General features: G+C 63.0%; 16 protein-coding genes and 1 tRNA gene. 4 read left to right on the top strand and 13 right to left on the bottom strand.

Features of this window, described 5'->3' with window-relative positions; translation table 11 throughout:
* Positions 1 to 22: 22 nt before the first annotated feature.
* The 10 genes from AC1D09_RS07820 to uvrB form a co-directional block, all read right to left on the bottom strand.
* A tRNA-Val gene (locus AC1D09_RS07820) sits at positions 23 to 97 on the bottom strand.
* Between the two features lie 71 nt (positions 98 to 168).
* Positions 169 to 876 (bottom strand): DNA polymerase III subunit epsilon, encoded by a 708-nt coding sequence (gene dnaQ, locus AC1D09_RS07815; protein ID WP_477662991.1) that lies wholly within the window; start codon positions 874 to 876, stop codon positions 169 to 171.
* Between the two features lie 54 nt (positions 877 to 930).
* Complete coding sequence (gene fdx, locus AC1D09_RS07810) at positions 931 to 1269, bottom strand: ISC system 2Fe-2S type ferredoxin (RefSeq protein WP_007867024.1); 339 nt, start codon at positions 1267 to 1269, stop codon at positions 931 to 933.
* 20 nt (positions 1270 to 1289) lie between these two features.
* The gene (hscA, locus tag AC1D09_RS07805; protein WP_477662990.1) at positions 1290 to 3152 is read right to left on the bottom strand and encodes a Fe-S protein assembly chaperone HscA; all 1863 of its coding nucleotides are present in this window, start codon (positions 3150 to 3152) and stop codon (positions 1290 to 1292) included.
* A 30-nt stretch (positions 3153 to 3182) separates the two neighbouring features.
* On the bottom strand, positions 3183 to 3701 hold the full coding sequence (gene hscB, locus AC1D09_RS07800) for a Fe-S protein assembly co-chaperone HscB (RefSeq protein ID WP_477662989.1): 519 nt from the start codon (positions 3699 to 3701) through the stop codon (positions 3183 to 3185).
* 76 nt (positions 3702 to 3777) lie between these two features.
* The gene (gene iscA, locus AC1D09_RS07795; RefSeq protein WP_413328515.1) at positions 3778 to 4101 is read right to left on the bottom strand and encodes an iron-sulfur cluster assembly protein IscA; all 324 of its coding nucleotides are present in this window, start codon (positions 4099 to 4101) and stop codon (positions 3778 to 3780) included.
* Between the two features lie 46 nt (positions 4102 to 4147).
* Positions 4148 to 4534: a Fe-S cluster assembly scaffold IscU gene (gene iscU / locus AC1D09_RS07790; protein WP_007867013.1), complete on the bottom strand. Its 387-nt coding sequence runs from the start codon at positions 4532 to 4534 to the stop codon at positions 4148 to 4150.
* A gap of 34 nt (positions 4535 to 4568) precedes the next feature.
* Positions 4569 to 5786 (bottom strand): IscS subfamily cysteine desulfurase, encoded by a 1218-nt coding sequence (locus tag AC1D09_RS07785; RefSeq protein ID WP_477662988.1) that lies wholly within the window; start codon positions 5784 to 5786, stop codon positions 4569 to 4571.
* 102 nt (positions 5787 to 5888) lie between these two features.
* The gene (gene iscR, locus AC1D09_RS07780) at positions 5889 to 6425 is read right to left on the bottom strand and encodes a Fe-S cluster assembly transcriptional regulator IscR (protein WP_007867011.1); all 537 of its coding nucleotides are present in this window, start codon (positions 6423 to 6425) and stop codon (positions 5889 to 5891) included.
* A 260-nt stretch (positions 6426 to 6685) separates the two neighbouring features.
* Positions 6686 to 8809 (bottom strand): excinuclease ABC subunit UvrB, encoded by a 2124-nt coding sequence (gene uvrB, locus AC1D09_RS07775; protein ID WP_477662987.1) that lies wholly within the window; start codon positions 8807 to 8809, stop codon positions 6686 to 6688.
* 197 nt (positions 8810 to 9006) lie between these two features.
* Here uvrB and AC1D09_RS07770 point away from each other — a divergent pair, with 197 nt between their 5' ends.
* Together AC1D09_RS07770 and AC1D09_RS07765 are read left to right on the top strand one after the other, a co-directional pair.
* Positions 9007 to 10203 (top strand): amino acid aminotransferase, encoded by a 1197-nt coding sequence (locus AC1D09_RS07770; RefSeq protein ID WP_477662986.1) that lies wholly within the window; start codon positions 9007 to 9009, stop codon positions 10201 to 10203.
* Between the two features lie 89 nt (positions 10204 to 10292).
* A complete protein-coding gene (locus tag AC1D09_RS07765; RefSeq protein WP_477662985.1) occupies positions 10293 to 10787 on the top strand; it encodes a nucleotidyltransferase family protein in 495 nt (164 codons plus the stop codon).
* Between the two features lie 10 nt (positions 10788 to 10797).
* Here the strand turns inward: AC1D09_RS07765 and ygiD are convergent, their stop codons facing one another.
* Positions 10798 to 11652, bottom strand: a complete 855-nt coding sequence (gene ygiD / locus AC1D09_RS07760; RefSeq protein ID WP_477662984.1) for a 4,5-DOPA-extradiol-dioxygenase — start codon at positions 11650 to 11652, stop codon at positions 10798 to 10800.
* Positions 11653 to 11934: 282 nt separating this feature from the next.
* Here ygiD and AC1D09_RS07755 point away from each other — a divergent pair, with 282 nt between their 5' ends.
* Positions 11935 to 13308 (top strand): polyhydroxyalkanoate depolymerase, encoded by a 1374-nt coding sequence (locus tag AC1D09_RS07755; RefSeq protein WP_477662983.1) that lies wholly within the window; start codon positions 11935 to 11937, stop codon positions 13306 to 13308.
* Between the two features lie 55 nt (positions 13309 to 13363).
* A complete protein-coding gene (gene rsxB / locus AC1D09_RS07750; protein ID WP_477662982.1) occupies positions 13364 to 14029 on the top strand; it encodes an electron transport complex subunit RsxB in 666 nt (221 codons plus the stop codon).
* A 9-nt stretch (positions 14030 to 14038) separates the two neighbouring features.
* On the opposite strand, the gene AC1D09_RS07745 is transcribed toward rsxB, so the two are convergent.
* Positions 14039 to 14515, bottom strand: a complete 477-nt coding sequence (locus AC1D09_RS07745) for a VOC family protein (RefSeq protein WP_477662981.1) — start codon at positions 14513 to 14515, stop codon at positions 14039 to 14041.
* Positions 14515 to 16563, bottom strand: a complete 2049-nt coding sequence (locus AC1D09_RS07740; RefSeq protein WP_477701003.1) for an acetyl-CoA carboxylase biotin carboxylase subunit — start codon at positions 16561 to 16563, stop codon at positions 14515 to 14517. Before AC1D09_RS07740 ends, AC1D09_RS07745 begins: the two co-directional genes overlap by 1 nt.
* Positions 16564 to 16585: the final 22 nt, after the last annotated feature.

Genomic DNA, 16585 nt, shown 5'->3' with positions numbered 1-16585 from the left:
GGCCTTTTTCTTCGTCAAATTCTGGTGGGCGGTGCAAGTTTCGAACTTGCGACCCCTGCAGTGTGAATGCAGTGCTCTACCCCTGAGCTAACCGCCCTATCGGTCAGCCTATGATTATATGGTGTTTTGGGCCGATTTTCCGGCCCATGCCCGGAATTGCGTTTCCGTTCAGGCCGCCAGGGCGCGCCAGACTGTTTTCCCCTTGCTGGCCTTGTCGATCCCGGCCAGCAATTTCTCATGTTCGGCGGCTTCCTGCTCATTGGCCGCCAGCAAGGGCAGTTCAAACACGCTCAGGTCTATCTGCGGTACGTTGTTGTCGCCCTCCTGGGCCGTGTCGCCAACGTCCATGACCAGCGCGTTCTGCCCGCGGGTCAGGTTGATATAGACGTCGGCCAGCAGTTCCGCATCCAGCAAGGCGCCGTGCAGGGTACGGCCTGAATTGTCGACCTCCAGCCGGTCGCACAGCGCGTCCAGCGAGTTGCGCTTGCCCGGGAACAGCTCCTTGGCCATCATCAGGCTGTCGGTGACCTTGGCCACGCAGTGCTTGATGGGCGGGCGGCCCATGAGTTCAAGCTCCTTGTTGAGGAAGCTCACGTCAAAGGGCGCGTTGTGGATGATGATCTCGGCGTCCCGCAGGTATTCCAGCAGTTCGTCGGCCACGGCGGCGAACTTGGGCTTGTCTTTCAGGAACTCGTTGCTGATGCCGTGGACCTTGAGCGCGTCCTCATGGCTGTCGCGTTCGGGGTTCAGGTAGAAGTGGCGGTTGTTGCCGGTGAGCTTGCGGGCCACCAGCTCCACACAGCCGATTTCGATGATGCGGTCGCCGTTTTCGGCGGAAAGACCGGTGGTCTCGGTGTCAAGAACGATTTGGCGCATGGCTCGATTATCGCCTCCGCGCAGGGCCGCCTTCGCCCGGTTTTTCCCGAAAACTCAGTGGTTTTCCTTGGCGTGGTTGATGGAGTATTTGGGTATTTCCACCGTCACGTCGGTCTGGGCCAGCACGGCCTGGCAGCTCAGGCGCGAATTGGGTTCCAGCCCCCAAGCACGGTCCAGCAGGTCCTCCTCGCTTTCGTCGAGCTCGTTGAGCGAGTTGAAGCCCTCGCGCACGACAACGTGGCAGGTGGTGCAGGCGCAACTCAGGTCGCAGGCGTGCTCGATGTTGATCTTGTTGTCGAGCAAGGCTTCGCAGATCGAGGTGCCGGCCGGCGCGCTGATTTCGGCGCCCTGCGGGCAGTATTCGGGGTGAGGCAGTATTTTGATGATGGGCATGGTTGTCTCAGTCAGTCGGCTCAAACCGCCTCGATGTTTTTACCGGCCAGGGCCTGTTTGATGCCCCGGTTCATGCGCTGGGCGGCGAAGGCCTCCGTGCCTTTGGCAAGGGCTTGGGTGGCCGCCTCTATCGCGGCCGCGCCGCCGTGCGCGCGCGTGTCGGCCAGGCCGGCGATCAGGCTGTCGATCTGTGCGCGCTCATCGGGACTCAGCAGATCGGCGTCCGCGGCCAGCGCGCTTTGCGTGGCCAAGATCATGCGATCCGCATCGACCTTGGCCTCGGCCAGGGCGCGGGCATTCATGTCCTGCTGGGCGGTGGAAAAGCTATCCTGCAGCATGCGCGCGATGTCTTCGTCGGACAGGCCGTAAGAAGGCTTCACGTCAATGCGCGCTTCGACGCCACTGACCTGCTCTTTCGCGTTGACGCTGAGCAGGCCGTCGGCATCGACCGTAAAAGTCACGCGGATGCGCGCGGCACCGGCCACCATGGGCGGAATGCCGCGCAATTCGAAGCGGGCCAGGCTGCGGCAGTCGGCCACCAGGTCGCGCTCGCCCTGCACCACATGCAGGGCCAGGGCGGTCTGGCCGTCCTGGTAGGTGGTGAAGTCCTGCGCCATGGCCGTGGGAATGGTCTGGTTGCGCGGCACGATGCGCTCGACCAGCCCGCCCATGGTCTCTATGCCCAGCGACAGCGGAATCACATCCAGCAGCAGCAACTCATCACCGGTGTTGTTGCCGGCCAGCTGGTTGGCGGAAATGGCCGCGCCCAGCGCGACCACTTCGTCGGGGTTGAGGTTGACCAGCGGCTCACGGCCGAAGAAACTGGCCACCGCCTTGCGCACCTGCGGCATGCGCGTGGAGCCCCCCACCAGCACCGCGCCCTGAATGTCTTCCTTGGCCAGCTTGGCATCGCGCAGCGCCTTGCGAACGGCTGCCAGCGTGCGCTGGGTCAGGTGGGCTGTCGCGGTTTCGAAGTCTTCGGCCTTCATCTCGAAATTGACGAGGGCTTTGGCCAGCTGCACCGAAAAAGGCACGAGGTCGGCGGCCGACAGGGCTTCCTTGCAGTTTCGCGCGGTGCGCAGCAGGGCCGCTTTGTCCGTCGGCGCGAGTGTGTCGGCCGCCAGGCCCGCCTTGGCCAGCACCCAGTCGACCAGCGCGCGGTCGTAGTCGTCGCCGCCCAGCGCCGAATCACCGCCGGTCGCCACCACCTCAAAAACGCCTTGCGTCAGGCGCAGGATGGAAATGTCGAAAGTGCCGCCGCCCAGGTCGTAGACGGCGTAAACGCCTTCGCTGGCGTTGTCCAGGCCGTAGGCAATCGCGGCCGCCGTGGGTTCGTTGAGCAGGCGAAGCACATTCAGGCCCGCCAGTTGCGCGGCGTCCTTGGTGGCCTGGCGCTGGGCGTCGTCGAAGTAGGCCGGCACGGTGATCACGGCGCCGTAGATGTCGTCGTTGAAGGTATCTTCAGCGCGGTAGCGCAGCGTGGCCAGGATCTCGGCACTGATCTCGACCGGGCTTTTTTCGCCGGCGACGGTCTGCAGCGTGACCATGCCCGGCTTGTCGTTGAGCTCGTAAGGCAGCTGGGTGCGGCTGCCGATGTCGTCAATGCCGCGGCCCATCAGGCGTTTGACCGAAGAAATGGTGTTGCGCGGGTCTTCGACCTGCGCCGCCAGGGCCTCATAACCGATCTGGCGCTTGTCGCCCTCCAGATAGCGCACCACGCTGGGCAGCAGCACCCTTCCCTGCTCGTCCGGCAGGCATTCGGACACGCCGTTGCGCACGCTGGCGACCAGCGAGTGCGTGGTGCCCAGGTCGATGCCGATCGCGATGCGCCGCTGGTGCGGGTCGGGCGTCTGGCCGGGTTCGGAAATTTGCAGGAGTGCCATGCGTGCTTGTCGTACTTTTTCTGTAATGCTTTATTGTCCCAGCAGGTCGATGCGCGCATCGACCTCGCTGGCAAAGCGCTCAATAAACATAAGGCTTCTGACCTGCCGGGCGGCTGCGGGAAAGTCCCTGTCCACGTCCAGCGATTGCGCTATTTTTGCCAGCTTCTCGCGCCCGCTCGACATGGCTTGCGAGGCGATTTCCTCAAAATCCTCGGCGGTCTCGGCCTCATCCAGCGCTTCACGCCACTGCATCTGCTGCACCAGGAAATCGTGCGGCATGGCGGTGTTTTTCTCGGCATCGATGGGTGCGCCATTGAGCTCGCACAAATAGCTCGCCCGCTTCAGCGGGTCCTTCAGGCGCTGGTAGGCCTCATTGATGCGCACCGACCACTGCATGGCCACACGCTGCGCCGCCGGGCCCTGGGCCGCGAACTTGTCGGGATGCGCCTCGCGTTGCAGGTCCTTCCAGCGCGCGTCCAGCGCGGCGCGGTCCTGCGCGAAACGCTGGGGCACGCCGAAAAGCTCGAAATCAGTGGATTGAAGGTTCATGCCGAGAAAAAGCCGCCAGCACCATCAGTGGAGGCGGCTTGGTTAGGGGAGCGGCACGCGTAAGACCGCCGGCCCGTCAAACCCGGAAACTTTCGCCGCAGCCGCAACGGTCACGCTCGTTGGGGTTGATGAACTTGAAACCTTCGTTCAAGCCTTCACGCACAAAGTCCAGCTTGGTGCCGTCGATGTAAGCCATACTTTTCGGGTCGACCAGCACCTTGACGCCGTTGTCTTCAAACACGATGTCTTCCGGCGCGATCTCGTCGGCGTACTCCAGCTTGTAGGCCAGGCCGGAGCAGCCGGTGGTCTTGACGCCCAGGCGCACGCCAACACCTTTGCCGCGCTTGGTCATGTAGCGGGTCACGTGCCTTGCGGCTGCATCAGTGAGGGTTACGGACATTTAAATCACTCGGAAATGAAACAGGTGACGGGTAAGGCGGTTTTGGTCAATGCGCGTGCTTTTGCTTGTAATCGTTCACGGCGGCCTTGATGGCGTCTTCCGCCAGGATGGAGCAGTGAATCTTGACCGGCGGCAAGGCCAGTTCTTCGGCAATCGCGCTGTTCTTGATGCTGGCCGCTTCGTCCAGCGTCTTGCCCTTGACCCATTCGGTCACGAGCGAGCTGGAAGCGATCGCGGAACCGCAGCCATAAGTCTTGAAACGCGCATCTTCGATCACGCCCGTCACCGGGTTGACCTTGATCTGCAGCTTCATCACGTCGCCGCAAGCCGGCGCGCCGACCATGCCGGTGCCTACCGATTCGTCGCCCTTTTCAAAGGAGCCGACGTTGCGGGGGTTTTCGTAGTGGTCTACCACTTTTTCGCTGTATGCCATTTTGTTTACCTCTTTAAGCTGTCGGGCGCGCTGCTCAGTGTGCAGCCCACTGGATGGTGGACAAGTCGACACCATCCTTGAACATCTCCCACAGGGGAGACAGTTCGCGCAGTTTCGCCACGTTTTCCTTGATGGTGGCGACCGCGTAGTCAATTTCTTCTTCGGTGCTCCAGCGGCCAATCGTCATGCGAAGGCTGCTATGCGCCAGTTCGTCGCTGCGGCCCAGGGCGCGCAGCACATAGCTGGGTTCCAGGCTGGCCGAGGTGCATGCCGAACCGCTGGAAACCGCCAGGCCCTTGATGCCCATGATCAGCGACTCGCCCTCGACGAAATTGAAGCTCATGTTCAGGTTGTGCGGCACGCGCTTGTCGGCGTGGCCGTTGAGGAACACCTCTTCGACGTCCTTGAGGCCGTTGAGCATGCGCTCATGCAGGGCACGTATGCGCTTGTTCTCTTCGTGCATCTCGGCCTTGGCGATGCGGTAGGCCTCACCCATGCCCACGCACTGGTGCGTGGGCAGCGTGCCCGAGCGCATGCCGCGCTCATGGCCGCCGCCGTGCATCTGCGCTTCCAGCCGCACGCGCGGCTTGCGGCGCACGTACAGGGCGCCTATGCCCTTGGGACCGTAGGTCTTGTGCGAGGTCAAGCTCATCAGGTCGACCGGCAAGGTGGCCAGGTCGATGTCAATGCGGCCGGTCGCCTGGGCGGCGTCCACATGGAAGATGATGCCTTTTTCACGGCACAGGGCGCCAATGGCCGGGATGTCCTGGATCACGCCGATTTCGTTGTTGACGAACATGACGCTGACCAGGATGGTGTCAGGGCGGATGGCGGCTCTGAGCGCTTCCAGGTCCAGCAGGCCATCGGCCTGCACGTCCATATAAGTCACCTCAAAACCCTGGCGCTCCAGTTCGCGGCAGGTGTCCAGCACGGCCTTGTGCTCGGTCTTGACCGTGATGATGTGCTTGCCCTTGGTCTTGTAGAAATGGGCCGCCCCCTTGAGCGCCAGGTTGTTGGACTCGGTCGCGCCGCTGGTCCAGACGATCTCGCGCGGGTCGGCGCCAATCAGGTCGGCAATCTGCCCGCGCGCCTTCTCGACCGCGGCTTCCGCCTCCCAGCCCCAGGCGTGGCTGCGCGAAGCGGGGTTGCCGAAATGTTCGCGCAACCAGGGGATCATGGCGTCCACCACCCGCGGGTCGCAGGGGTTCGTGGCGCTGTAGTCCATGTAGATGGGAAAGTGTGGGGTGTCCATGTGGCTAGCTCTTTTTATTCACGGGCTGGCTGGCAGCGCGATCCAGGGTCATGCAATCAGTTCGCAAAGGGATGGGGCCGGGCAAATGCCGGCCCGGCTCCATCAGGATTTGGAGAACGCGTTGCCCAGTGCGAAGACCGAATTGGGCGCATTCACGCGTACCGGCTTGACGGCCGGCGCCGTGAAGATGGCCTTCTTGACCTGCGGGGTGTTTTCGATCACCACGCCCTTGGCAAGCTGGTCTTCCACCAACTTTTGCAGGGTCACGGAATCCAGGAACTCCACCATGCGGCTGTTCAGCGATGCCCACAGTTCGTGCGTCATGCAGCGCCCGCCCTCGCCCAGGCAGTTTTCCTTGCCGCCGCACTGGGTCGCGTCGATCGGCTCGTCCACCGAGACAATGATGTCGGCCACGGTGATCTCCGAAGCCTTGCGGCCCAGGGTATAACCGCCGCCGGGACCACGGGTGGACTCCACCAGCTCATGGCGGCGCAGCTTGCCGAACAGCTGTTCGAGATAGGACAAGGAAATCTGCTGGCGCTGGCTGATAGCGGCCAAGGTGACCGGGCCGTTGTTCTGGCGCAGTCCCAAATCAATCATCGCTGTGACCGCAAAGCGGCCTTTGGTTGTGAGGCGCATAACAAGCTCCTTTAAATGGCTTGACTGTCGTTTTCACCCTGCAAACTTGTGGCTTACAGGGAACTCTTCCTCCAGCCGCCCAGGTCAGTCAACCGGTATCGCGGGGGCTTTTTGTTGTTCTGGTATTGTTCTTGACTGTTTTCGTCAAGTTTAACACAGACAGGGGTTTTCCCGCTGGGCGCCCCAAAAACATGAGGACTAACCCGTAGCCTCACCCGTCAAATGCACCGATATGGTGCATTTGGGGATTGGGGAGCGTCTCAAGCCCGGGCTTGGCCCGCAGCGGGCAAAGGCAGCACATTGTCGACGCCGGGAGCGCCAAAGGCCTGTTCCTTGAGGCTGTGCAGCTGGTCCCGCACCCGGGCGGCTTTTTCGAACTCCAGGTTCTTGGCGTGTTCGATCATCTGCTTTTCCAGGCGCTTGATTTCGCGGGCAATGTCTTTTTCGCTCATGTCCTCGACCAGCGCCTTTTGCATCTCGAGCTTTTCGGCTTCCTTGCCGGATTTCTCACTGTAGACGCCGTCGATCAGGTCGCGGATGCGCTTGACCACGCTGCGCGGCGTGATGCCGTGCTCGAGGTTGAAGGCGATCTGCTTGTTGCGCCGCCGCTCGGTCTCGCCCATGGCCTTTTTCATGGAGTCGGTGATGCGGTCGGCATACAGGATGGCGCGGCCATTGAGGTTGCGGGCCGCCCGGCCTATGGTCTGGATCAGGCTGCGCTCGGCGCGCAAAAAGCCCTCTTTGTCGGCGTCCAGGATGGCCACCAGCGAGACCTCGGGAATGTCCAGGCCCTCGCGCAGCAAGTTAATGCCCACCAGCACGTCAAAAGCGCCCAGCCGCAGGTCGCGCAGGATTTCCACGCGCTCGACCGTGTCCACATCGCTGTGCAGGTAACGCACCTTGACGCCGTTGTCGCTCAGGTAGTCGGTCAGCTGTTCGGCCATGCGCTTGGTCAGCGTGGTGATCAGCACCCGTTCGTTCTTCTCGACCCGAATGCGGATTTCCTGCAGCACGTCGTCGACCTGGTGGGTGGCCGGCCGCACCTCGACCTGCGGGTCGACCAGGCCTGTGGGCCGGACCACCTGCTCCACCACCTGGCCGGCATGCTCCTGCTCATAGGCCGCCGGCGTGGCCGACACGAAGATGGCCTGCCGCATCTTGGACTCGAACTCCTCGAACTTGAGCGGCCGGTTGTCCAGCGCGCTGGGCAGGCGAAAGCCGTACTCCACCAGCGTGGTCTTGCGCGCCCGGTCGCCGTTGTACATGGCGTTGAGCTGGCCGATCATGACGTGGCTTTCATCCAGGAACATCAGTGCGTCCTTGGGCAGGTAGTCGCACAGCGTCGAGGGGGGCGAGCCCGCCGGCGAGCCGCTCAGGTGGCGGGTGTAGTTTTCGATGCCCTTGCAGTGGCCGATTTCGCTGAGCATCTCCAGATCGAAGCGGGTGCGCTGCTCGATGCGCTGGGCCTCCACCAGCTTGCCGTCGGCGACGAACTGGGCCACCCGCTCGGACAGCTCCAGCTTGATGGTCTCCACCGCCGTCATGACCTTGTCGCGCGGCGTGACGTAGTGGCTCTTGGGGTAGACCACAAAACGCGGGATTTTCTGGCGAATGCGGCCGGTCAGCGGGTCGAACAGCTGCAGCGACTCGATCTCGTCGTCGAACAGCTCTATGCGTATGGCCAGCTCGGAATGCTCGGCCGGAAAGACGTCGATCACGTCGCCGCGCACCCGGAAGGTGCCGCGCGCGAAATCCTGCTCGTTGCGCGTGTACTGCATGCGGATCAGCCGCGCGATCACGTCGCGCTGGCCCATCTTGTCGCCTATGCGGGCGATAAAACGCATCTGCGTGTAATCCTCGGGCGCACCTATGCCGTAAATCGCGCTGACCGTGCCGACGATGATGGTGTCGCGCCGCTCCAGCACGCTCTTGGTGGCCGACAGCCGCATCTGCTCGATGTGCTCGTTGATGGCCGAGTCCTTTTCAATGAAAAGGTCGCGCTGCGGCACATAGGCCTCGGGTTGGTAGTAGTCGTAATAGCTGACGAAATACTCGACCGCGTTCTTGGGGAAAAACTCGCGGAATTCGCTGTACAGCTGTGCCGCCAGGGTCTTGTTGGGGGCGAACACGATGGCCGGGCGGCCCAGGCGGGCGATCACATTGGCCATGGTGAAAGTCTTCCCGGAGCCGGTCACGCCCAGCAGGGTCTGGAACACCTCGCCGTCCCTGACGCCCTCGACCAGTTGCTCGATCGCCACCGGCTGGTCGCCCGCCGGCGGATAGGGCTGGAACAGTTCGAACGGCGAATCCGGGAAACGGACAAACTGGCCCTCGCGCGGGGCCGGATCCGCCACCTCGGTTATGACTTCAATAGCTTCTGGCATAAAACCTCGATCAAGCCCCGTTAAAATTCGGGGCAACCAAACAGAATACGACATTCGGCCGAAAATGGGAATTGCAATCCCCCATCGCCCTCCGACCGCCGTGTTGATACCTCTTGTAGCCTTTTTTCCGGTCAGCTTGTGACCTAAATCCCCGTACCGTCGCTTTCGCCTTTTTTCACTTTTTCTGAGGATATTTCATGTCTTTGTTTACCGCTGTCGAAATGGCCCCGCGTGACCCCATCCTGGGCCTGAATGAGCAGTTCAATGCCGACACCAATCCCAACAAGGTCAACCTGGGCGTGGGCGTGTACTACGACGACAACGGCAAGCTCCCCCTGCTGCAATGCGTGCAGGCGGCCGAAAAGCAAATGATGGAATCGCCCAAGGCCCGCGGCTACCTGCCGATTGACGGCATCGCCGCCTACGATGCGGCCGTCAAAGGCCTGGTCTTCGGCGCCGACAGCGAACCGGTCAAGAGCGGCCGCGTCGCCACCGTGCAAGGCATAGGCGGCACGGGCGGCCTCAAGGTGGGAGCCGACTTCCTCAAAAAGCTCAGCCCCAATGCCAAGGTGCTGATTTCCGACCCGAGCTGGGAAAACCACCGCGCGCTGTTCAGCCAGGCCGGTTTTGCCGTTGAAAGCTATCCTTACTACGATGCCGCCAAGCGCGGCGTCAACTTCGACGGCATGCTCGCCGCCCTGAACGCGGCAGCCGAAGGCACCATCGTCGTGCTGCATGCCTGCTGCCACAACCCGACCGGCTACGACATCACCGCGGCCCAGTGGGACCAGGTGATCGCCGCCGTCAAGGCGCGCAAGCTCACACCCTTCCTCGACATGGCTTACCAGGGCTTCGGCCACGGCATTGCCGAAGACGGCGCCGTCATCGGCAAATTTGTGGCTGCCGGCCTCAGCTTTTTCGTGTCGACCTCGTTTTCCAAGAGCTTCAGCCTCTATGGCGAGCGCGTGGGTGCCCTGTCGGTGCTCTGCGAGTCCAAGGAAGAAGCCGACCGCGTGCTGTCGCAGCTCAAGCTGGTCATTCGCACCAACTACAGCAACCCGCAGATCCACGGCGGCATGGTGGTGGCCACGGTGCTCAACACGCCGGCGCTGCGCGCCCAGTGGGAGCAGGAACTGGCGGAAATGCGCGTGCGCATCAAGGCCATGCGCCAAAAGCTCGTGGACGGCCTGAAGGCCGCCGGCGTCAAGCAGGACATGAGCTTCATCACCGCCCAGATCGGCATGTTCAGCTATTCCGGCCTCAGCAAGGACCAGATGGTGCGCCTGCGCAATGAGTTCGGCGTCTACGGCACCGACACCGGCCGCATGTGCGTGGCCGCACTCAACAGCAAGAACATCGACTACGTCTGCGCGTCCATCGCCAAGGTCGTCTGATTTCCCTGGCGACTTCTAGCCGCGTCAGCCCGGATGGCTTCATCCGGGACGCCCTGCAAAACCGCCACAACCAGCGCATCCTGCAGCAATTGCCCACCCTGGGCCTGCCGGATGCCTGGCTGGTCGCGGGCTGCCTGTTCCAGACGGTCTGGAATGTGCGTTCGGGTAATCCGCCCGAAGCCCATATCAAGGACTATGACCTGTTCTACTTCGACCCCGCCGACCTTTCGGAGGCGGCCGAGGCCCGGGTCCATGCGCGGGTCCAGTCCGCTTTTGCCGGCCTGGGCATCACGGTGGAAGCCAAAAACCAGGCCCGCGTCCACACCTGGTACCAGGACTACTTCGGCTTTCCCTACCCTGCCCTGCGCAGTTCCCGGGACGGCATAGACCGTTTCCTGGTCACCAGCACCTGCGTGGGCTTGCAAGCCGGCGCTTCAGGCCTGACGCTTTACGCGCCGAACAGCCTGGACGCGCTCTACCAGGGCCGGCTCAGCCCGAATCCGCTGTGCCCGCACCGGCCGCTGTTTGAGAAAAAAGCCGGCGCCTACCAGGAGCGCTGGCCCTGGCTGCAAATCCAGGCTTGATCCGGGCTGATCAGCCCCAGACCGCGGAGCGCATCGAAATCGAACCGGCCTGGAAGCTGGTATTGAAAAAGCGCATGGCCTCCTTGCCGTCGGCGGCGCCGGCCGCATACAGCAAGGGCAGGTAGTGTTCATAAGTGGGGTGCGCCATTTTGGCGACCTGGCCCAGCTTCTGGAAGTTCTGCAGCGCATCAAGGTTGCCCTGCTGCAGATAGCCGCCCGTGATCTGGTCGAATTCCAGAGCCCAGTCATAGGCTTGGCTGCCGGTCGCGCCGCGCTGCATCTGGCGCAGGTTGTGCACGATGTTGCCGCTGGCGACGACCAGCACCCCGCGCTCGCGCAAGGCCTTGAGCTGCTTGGCCAGCGCATAGTGGTCCTCGGGCGCGCGGCCGTAGTCCATGCTGAGCTGGATCACCGGAATGTCCGCGTCCGGGAACATGGGCTTGAGCACCGACCAGGCGCCATGGTCCAGCCCCCACTCGCTTTCGTCCAGCCCCAGCGGCGCCGAGGCCCGCTGGCGCACCAGCTGGCTGATGGCCTGCGCGGCGGCCGGGTCGCCCGGCGCCGGGTATTGCTGGTCGAACAGCTCCTGCGGAAAACCGCCGAAATCGTGGATGGTTTTGGGCTTGTCCATGGCGGTCAGCCACCAGCCTTCGGTCAGCCAATGGGCGGAAATACACAAAATCAGCTGCGGCCTGGGGTATTTGGCCCCAAATTCGGCGCCCAGCGCCTGCCAGCTGCGCCGGTATTCGTTGTCGCCTATGGCGTTCATGGGACTGCCGTGGCCCACAAAAACCACCGGCATCCTGTCGGATTTCTTCAGGGAGGCGATTCGGTCCAGTGCGGAGGCGTCGATAGTCGGGAGCATATTGTTGTTTCCTGTTCAGGGAGAGCGCCAAGGCGGGCAAAACCGCCGGCCGGAAGGCAAAATGGTAAGTGTTCCTTCAATTCCGCAGGTGGCGGCGGTTTATCGCCAAAACAAGCCCGGCCGCCGCCTCGTGGTGCTTTGGCACCAAAGCCGTGAAAAGAGCCCGGAATTGGTGGTTTTCCTCAAAACAGTGCAGCCAGCCCCTGTTATATTGCACTGCAACATACTACGATTTACCTGTCATAACGACATCACAACGACATAACCCAAGGTTGACCCCCGATGCTGTACCAAGTCTATGAAACCCAGCGCACCTTGATGGAGCCCTTTGTCGACTTCGCGCAGGCCGCCGCCAAGCTTTACGGCAACCCCCTGTCGCCCCTCGGGCAAAACCCCTTTGCCCAGCGTGTGGCCGCCGGCTACAGCCTGATCTACCGGCTGGGCAAGGACTACGAAAAACCGGCCTTCGACATCCGCACCGTCGACGTCAACGGCACCGAGGTCAGCATCCACGAACGCGTGGAAATCGACAAACCCTTTTGCGAGCTGCGCCGCTTCAAGCGTTTTACCGACGACCCGGCCACGCTGACAGGCCTGAAGGGCGAGCCCGCGGTGCTGATCGTCGCCCCGCTGTCCGGCCACTACGCCACCTTGCTGCGCGATACCGTGCGCACCATGCTGAAAGACCACAAGGTCTACATCACCGACTGGAAGAACGCGCGCACCGTGCCACTGTCCGACGGCTCCTTCCACCTGGACGACTACGTCAACTACGTGCAGGAATTCATCCGCCACATCCAGGGCATTTACGGCAATTGCCACGTCATCAGCGTGTGCCAGCCCACCGTGCCGGTGCTCGCGGCGGTGTCGCTGATGGCCTCGCGCGGCGAAACCACGCCGCTGAGCATGACCATGATGGGCGGCCCCATCGATGCGCGCAAGTCGCCGACCGCCGTCAACAACCTGGCCATGAACAAGAGCTACGAGTGGTTTGAGAACAATGTGATCTACCGCGTGCCCAGCAACTTCCCGGGCGCCGGGCGCCGCGTCTACCCCGGCTTTTTGCAGCACACCGGCTTCGTCGCGATGAACCCCGACCGCCACGCCAGCAGCCATTACGACTACTTCAAGGACCTGATCAAGGGCGACGACGCCAGCGCCGAGGCGCACCGCAAGTTCTACGACGAATACAACGCCGTGCTCGACATGGACGCCGATTACTACCTGGACACCATCAAGACGGTGTTCCAGGAGTTCAAGCTGGTCAACGGCACCTGGGACGTCAAGAACGTGGACGGGGAACTGGAGCGCGTGCGGCCCCAGGACATCAAGACCACGGCCCACTTCACCGTCGAAGGCGAACTGGACGACATCTCCGGCTCAGGCCAGACCGAAGCGGCCCACAGCCTTTGCCACAACATCCCCAAGGCCTTGCAAAAGCACCTGGAAGTCAAGGGCGCGGGCCATTACGGCATCTTCAGCGGCCGCCGCTGGCGCGAGATCGTCTACCCGCAGGTCAAGGCCTTTATCCAGGCGAACAACCGGCCTTCGGTTCCGGCCAAACGGGCAGCGGCGGCAAAAACCACCGCAAAATCCACGGCCAAGTCCGTTGCGAAACCGGCGGCCAAAAAAACGGCGCGCGGCAAACAAGCCTGAAAGCCTGTACGGCGCGGCCGGGCCGCAAGGCCGTAACTGGTAGGACAATAGGCCGGTGAGCTCCCCCACCGACTTGCGCCTTTTCGAGCGCCTCAACGCCGCCCTGCCCCAGACCCAGTGCACCCGCTGCGGCTACCCTGACTGCGCGGCCTACGCGCAGGCCATGGCCTCGGGCGAGGCCGCCATCAACCAATGCCCGCCCGGCGGTGCCGAAGGCGTGCAGCGCCTTTCAGCCATCACCGGCCTGCCCGTCCTGCCCCTGAACCCCGCCAACGGTACGGAAGGCCCGCGCGCTGTGGCCGTCATCGACGAGAACTGGTGCATAGGCTGCACCCTGTGCCTCAAGGCATGCCCGACCGACGCCATCCTGGGCAGCAACAAGATGATGCACACCGTGATCGAGCCTTGGTGCACGGGCTGCGAGCTGTGCATCCCGGTGTGCCCGGTCGATTGCATCAGCCTGGAAAACGTCACCGGCGCACGCACCGGCTGGCAGGCCTGGTCGCAGCAGGAGGCCGACACGGCCAAGGCACGCTATGAGCGCCATCGGACCCGGCACAAGAAGGAAGGCAAGCCTCCCAGCGTGGACACCGGTTCGACATCCCTCGCGCCCCCGGCCTCCGCCGCACGCCCCGAGTCCGATCCCGCCGTGGCGGACCGCAAACGCGCCGTGATCGAAGCGGCGCTGGCCCGGGCCCGGGCGCAGCGCGCAAAAGAGTAAGCCGGCTTTTCAGCCCAGGGCCGAAAACGCCTTGACCACTTCGGGCGGCGCCTGCACCAGCTCGATCAGCACACCCTCACCCGCGATCGGGAACTCCTCGTTGGCCTTGGGGTGCAGAAAGCAGATGTCAAAACCCGCAGCGCCCTTGCGTATGCCGCCGGGCGCGAAGCGCACACCTTTGGCCGCCAGCCATTCCACGGCCTTGGGCAGGTCGTCTATCCACAGGCCCACATGGTTGAGCGGCGTGGTGTGCACCGCGGGCTTTTTGTCCACATCCAGCGGCTGCATCAGGTCGACCTCGACCTTGAAGGGGCCGCTGCCGATCGCGCAGATGTCCTCATCAACGTTTTCGCGTTCGCTCACAAAATTGCCGGTCACTTCCAGGCCCAGCATGTCGACCCACAGCGTACGCAGTCGGTCTTTACTTGTGGCGCCGATGGCGATCTGCTGGATTCCGAGAACTTTAAAGGGACGTCCGGGGCTCATTACTGGAACTCCACAATCGGTTGGTCCACGCTCAGCGACTCACCCTTGGCGGCCAGCACCTTGCCGACAACGCCGTCGGCCACGGCGAACAACACGTTTTCCATCTTCATGGCCTCAATCACCGCCACACGCTCGCCGGCCTGCACTTTCTGGCCCACCTGCACCGCCACGTCCACCAGCAGGCCCGGCATGGGAGAGAGCACATAGCGGCTCATGTCGGGCGGTGCCTTGTAGGGCATCAGGGCATGGAGCTGCGCCGCGCGCGGCGTCAGCACCAAGGCATCAAGCCGGGTACCGTTGTGGGCGACGCGGATCGCCAGCGGATTGCGTCCGACACCGCGCTCAACTTGCGCGGCAAAAGGCTGGCCGTTGACGGTGCCGCGAATGCGCGCGCCGCCCAGATGCCAGCTGCTGCAAATCTCATAACTCCTGGCACCTACCTCCACCGTGCCGGAACCGGTTTGCGCCTGGTAGTTGCCCACCGTCACCGGGTGCGGCGTGTTCTGCCCCGCCGCGCCCAGGCTGACGACGACGAACTCTTCGCCCACCGTCACGCCATGGCCCGGCAACTGGCCGCTGATGCCGGCCGCGCGGCCCAGCATGCGGCGGTTCACGTAGGCCGCCAGCGCCAGCAGGAAGGACGGGTCTTCATGCGGCACATCTTCGGCATGGAAACCCTTGCTGTAGTTCTCGGCGATAAAGCCGGTGTTGAAATCACCCGAAACGAATTTGGGATGCGCCAGCAAGGCAGCCTGGAAGGGAATGTTGCTGGAGATGCCGCGGATCACAAAGCCGTTGAGCGCCTCGCGCATTTTGGCGATCGCTTCCTTGCGGTCCTTGCCGTGCACGATGAGCTTGGCGATCATCGAGTCGTAAAACATCGGGATCTCGCCGCCGTCCTCCACGCCGGTGTCGACACGCACGCCGTACAGCTGCGCGGTGTCGGCCGCGAACATGGTTTCCTTGGGCGGCTGGAAGCGCACCAGCCGGCCCGTGGAAGGCAGGAAGCTGCGGAAGGGGTCTTCGGCGTTGATGCGGCATTCGATGGCCCAGCCATTGCGCTGCACGTCTTTTTGCGCGATCGGCAACTTCTCGCCGGCCGCCACGCGGATCATCAACTCCACAAGGTCCAGCCCGGTGATGCATTCCGTCACCGGGTGCTCCACCTGCAGCCGGGTGTTCATCTCGAGGAAATAAAAGCTCTGGTCCTTGCCGACCACAAACTCCACCGTGCCGGCGCTCTGGTACTTCACCGCCTTGGCCAGCGCCACCGCCTGCTTACCCATGGCCTTGCGCGTTGCGTCGCTGATGAAGGGGGACGGCGCCTCTTCAATCACCTTCTGGTGGCGCCGCTGTATCGAGCATTCGCGCTCGTTGAGGTAGACCACATTGCCGTGGCTGTCGCCCAGCAGCTGGATTTCGATGTGGCGCGGTTCCTCGACAAACTTCTCGATAAAGACGCGGTCGTCGCCAAAGCTGTTGCGCGCCTCGTTGCGGCAGGAGGTAAAACCTTCCAGGGCCTCCTTGTCGTTGAAAGCCACGCGCAAACCCTTGCCGCCGCCGCCCGCGCTGGCCTTGATCATCACCGGATAGCCGATGCCCTTGGCGATTTCCACAGCCTTCTCGGCGCTGTCAATCGCGTCGTTCACGCCCGGGATGCAGTTGACGCCCGCCGCGCCGGCCAGTTTTTTCGATTCGATCTTGTCGCCCATGGCGGCAATCGAATAGTGCTTGGGGCCTATGAAGATGATGCCCTCTTCCTCCACCCGCTTGGCAAAACCCGCGTTCTCGCTCAAAAAGCCGTAGCCGGGGTGCACCGCCTGCGCGCCCGTCTGCTTGCAGGCCGCGATGATCTTGTCGGCCTGCAAATAGCTGTCGCGGCTGGGCGCCGGGCCTATGTTGACGGCCTCATCGGCAAGCTCGACATGGCGTGCGTCCTTGTCGGCGTCGGAGTACACGGCGACGGTCTGGATGCCCATCTTGCGGGCGGTCTTGATGACCCGGCAGGCGATTTCACCGCGGTTGGCTATGAGAATTTTGGTAAACATCATTGAACCTGTTTTTGTTGGC

The sequence above is a fragment of the Polaromonas sp. P1_A2 genome (assembly GCF_056406895.1).
The sequence above is the reverse complement of the archived record's forward strand: the minus strand, read 5'-3'. Positions and strand labels throughout refer to the sequence as shown.

What these genes read in the sequence shown, in the direction of transcription:
- iscR (WP_007867011.1), bottom strand. Translation starts at nt 6,425, where the DNA reads ATGCGCCTCACAACCAAAGGCCGCTTTGCGGTCACAGCGATGATTGAT.
- uvrB (WP_477662987.1), bottom strand. Translation starts at nt 8,809, where the DNA reads ATGCCAGAAGCTATTGAAGTCATAACCGAGGTGGCGGATCCGGCCCCG.
- iscU (WP_007867013.1), bottom strand. Translation starts at nt 4,534, where the DNA reads ATGGCATACAGCGAAAAAGTGGTAGACCACTACGAAAACCCCCGCAAC.
- AC1D09_RS07745 (WP_477662981.1), bottom strand. Translation starts at nt 14,515, where the DNA reads ATGAGCCCCGGACGTCCCTTTAAAGTTCTCGGAATCCAGCAGATCGCC.
- AC1D09_RS07755 (WP_477662983.1), top strand. Translation starts at nt 11,935, where the DNA reads ATGCTGTACCAAGTCTATGAAACCCAGCGCACCTTGATGGAGCCCTTT.
- fdx (WP_007867024.1), bottom strand. Translation starts at nt 1,269, where the DNA reads ATGCCCATCATCAAAATACTGCCTCACCCCGAATACTGCCCGCAGGGC.
- ygiD (WP_477662984.1), bottom strand. Translation starts at nt 11,652, where the DNA reads ATGCTCCCGACTATCGACGCCTCCGCACTGGACCGAATCGCCTCCCTG.
- hscA (WP_477662990.1), bottom strand. Translation starts at nt 3,152, where the DNA reads ATGGCACTCCTGCAAATTTCCGAACCCGGCCAGACGCCCGACCCGCAC.
- hscB (WP_477662989.1), bottom strand. Translation starts at nt 3,701, where the DNA reads ATGAACCTTCAATCCACTGATTTCGAGCTTTTCGGCGTGCCCCAGCGT.
- AC1D09_RS07770 (WP_477662986.1), top strand. Translation starts at nt 9,007, where the DNA reads ATGTCTTTGTTTACCGCTGTCGAAATGGCCCCGCGTGACCCCATCCTG.
- AC1D09_RS07785 (WP_477662988.1), bottom strand. Translation starts at nt 5,786, where the DNA reads ATGGACACCCCACACTTTCCCATCTACATGGACTACAGCGCCACGAAC.
- iscA (WP_413328515.1), bottom strand. Translation starts at nt 4,101, where the DNA reads ATGTCCGTAACCCTCACTGATGCAGCCGCAAGGCACGTGACCCGCTAC.
- dnaQ (WP_477662991.1), bottom strand. Translation starts at nt 876, where the DNA reads ATGCGCCAAATCGTTCTTGACACCGAGACCACCGGTCTTTCCGCCGAA.
- AC1D09_RS07740 (WP_477701003.1), bottom strand. Translation starts at nt 16,563, where the DNA reads ATGTTTACCAAAATTCTCATAGCCAACCGCGGTGAAATCGCCTGCCGG.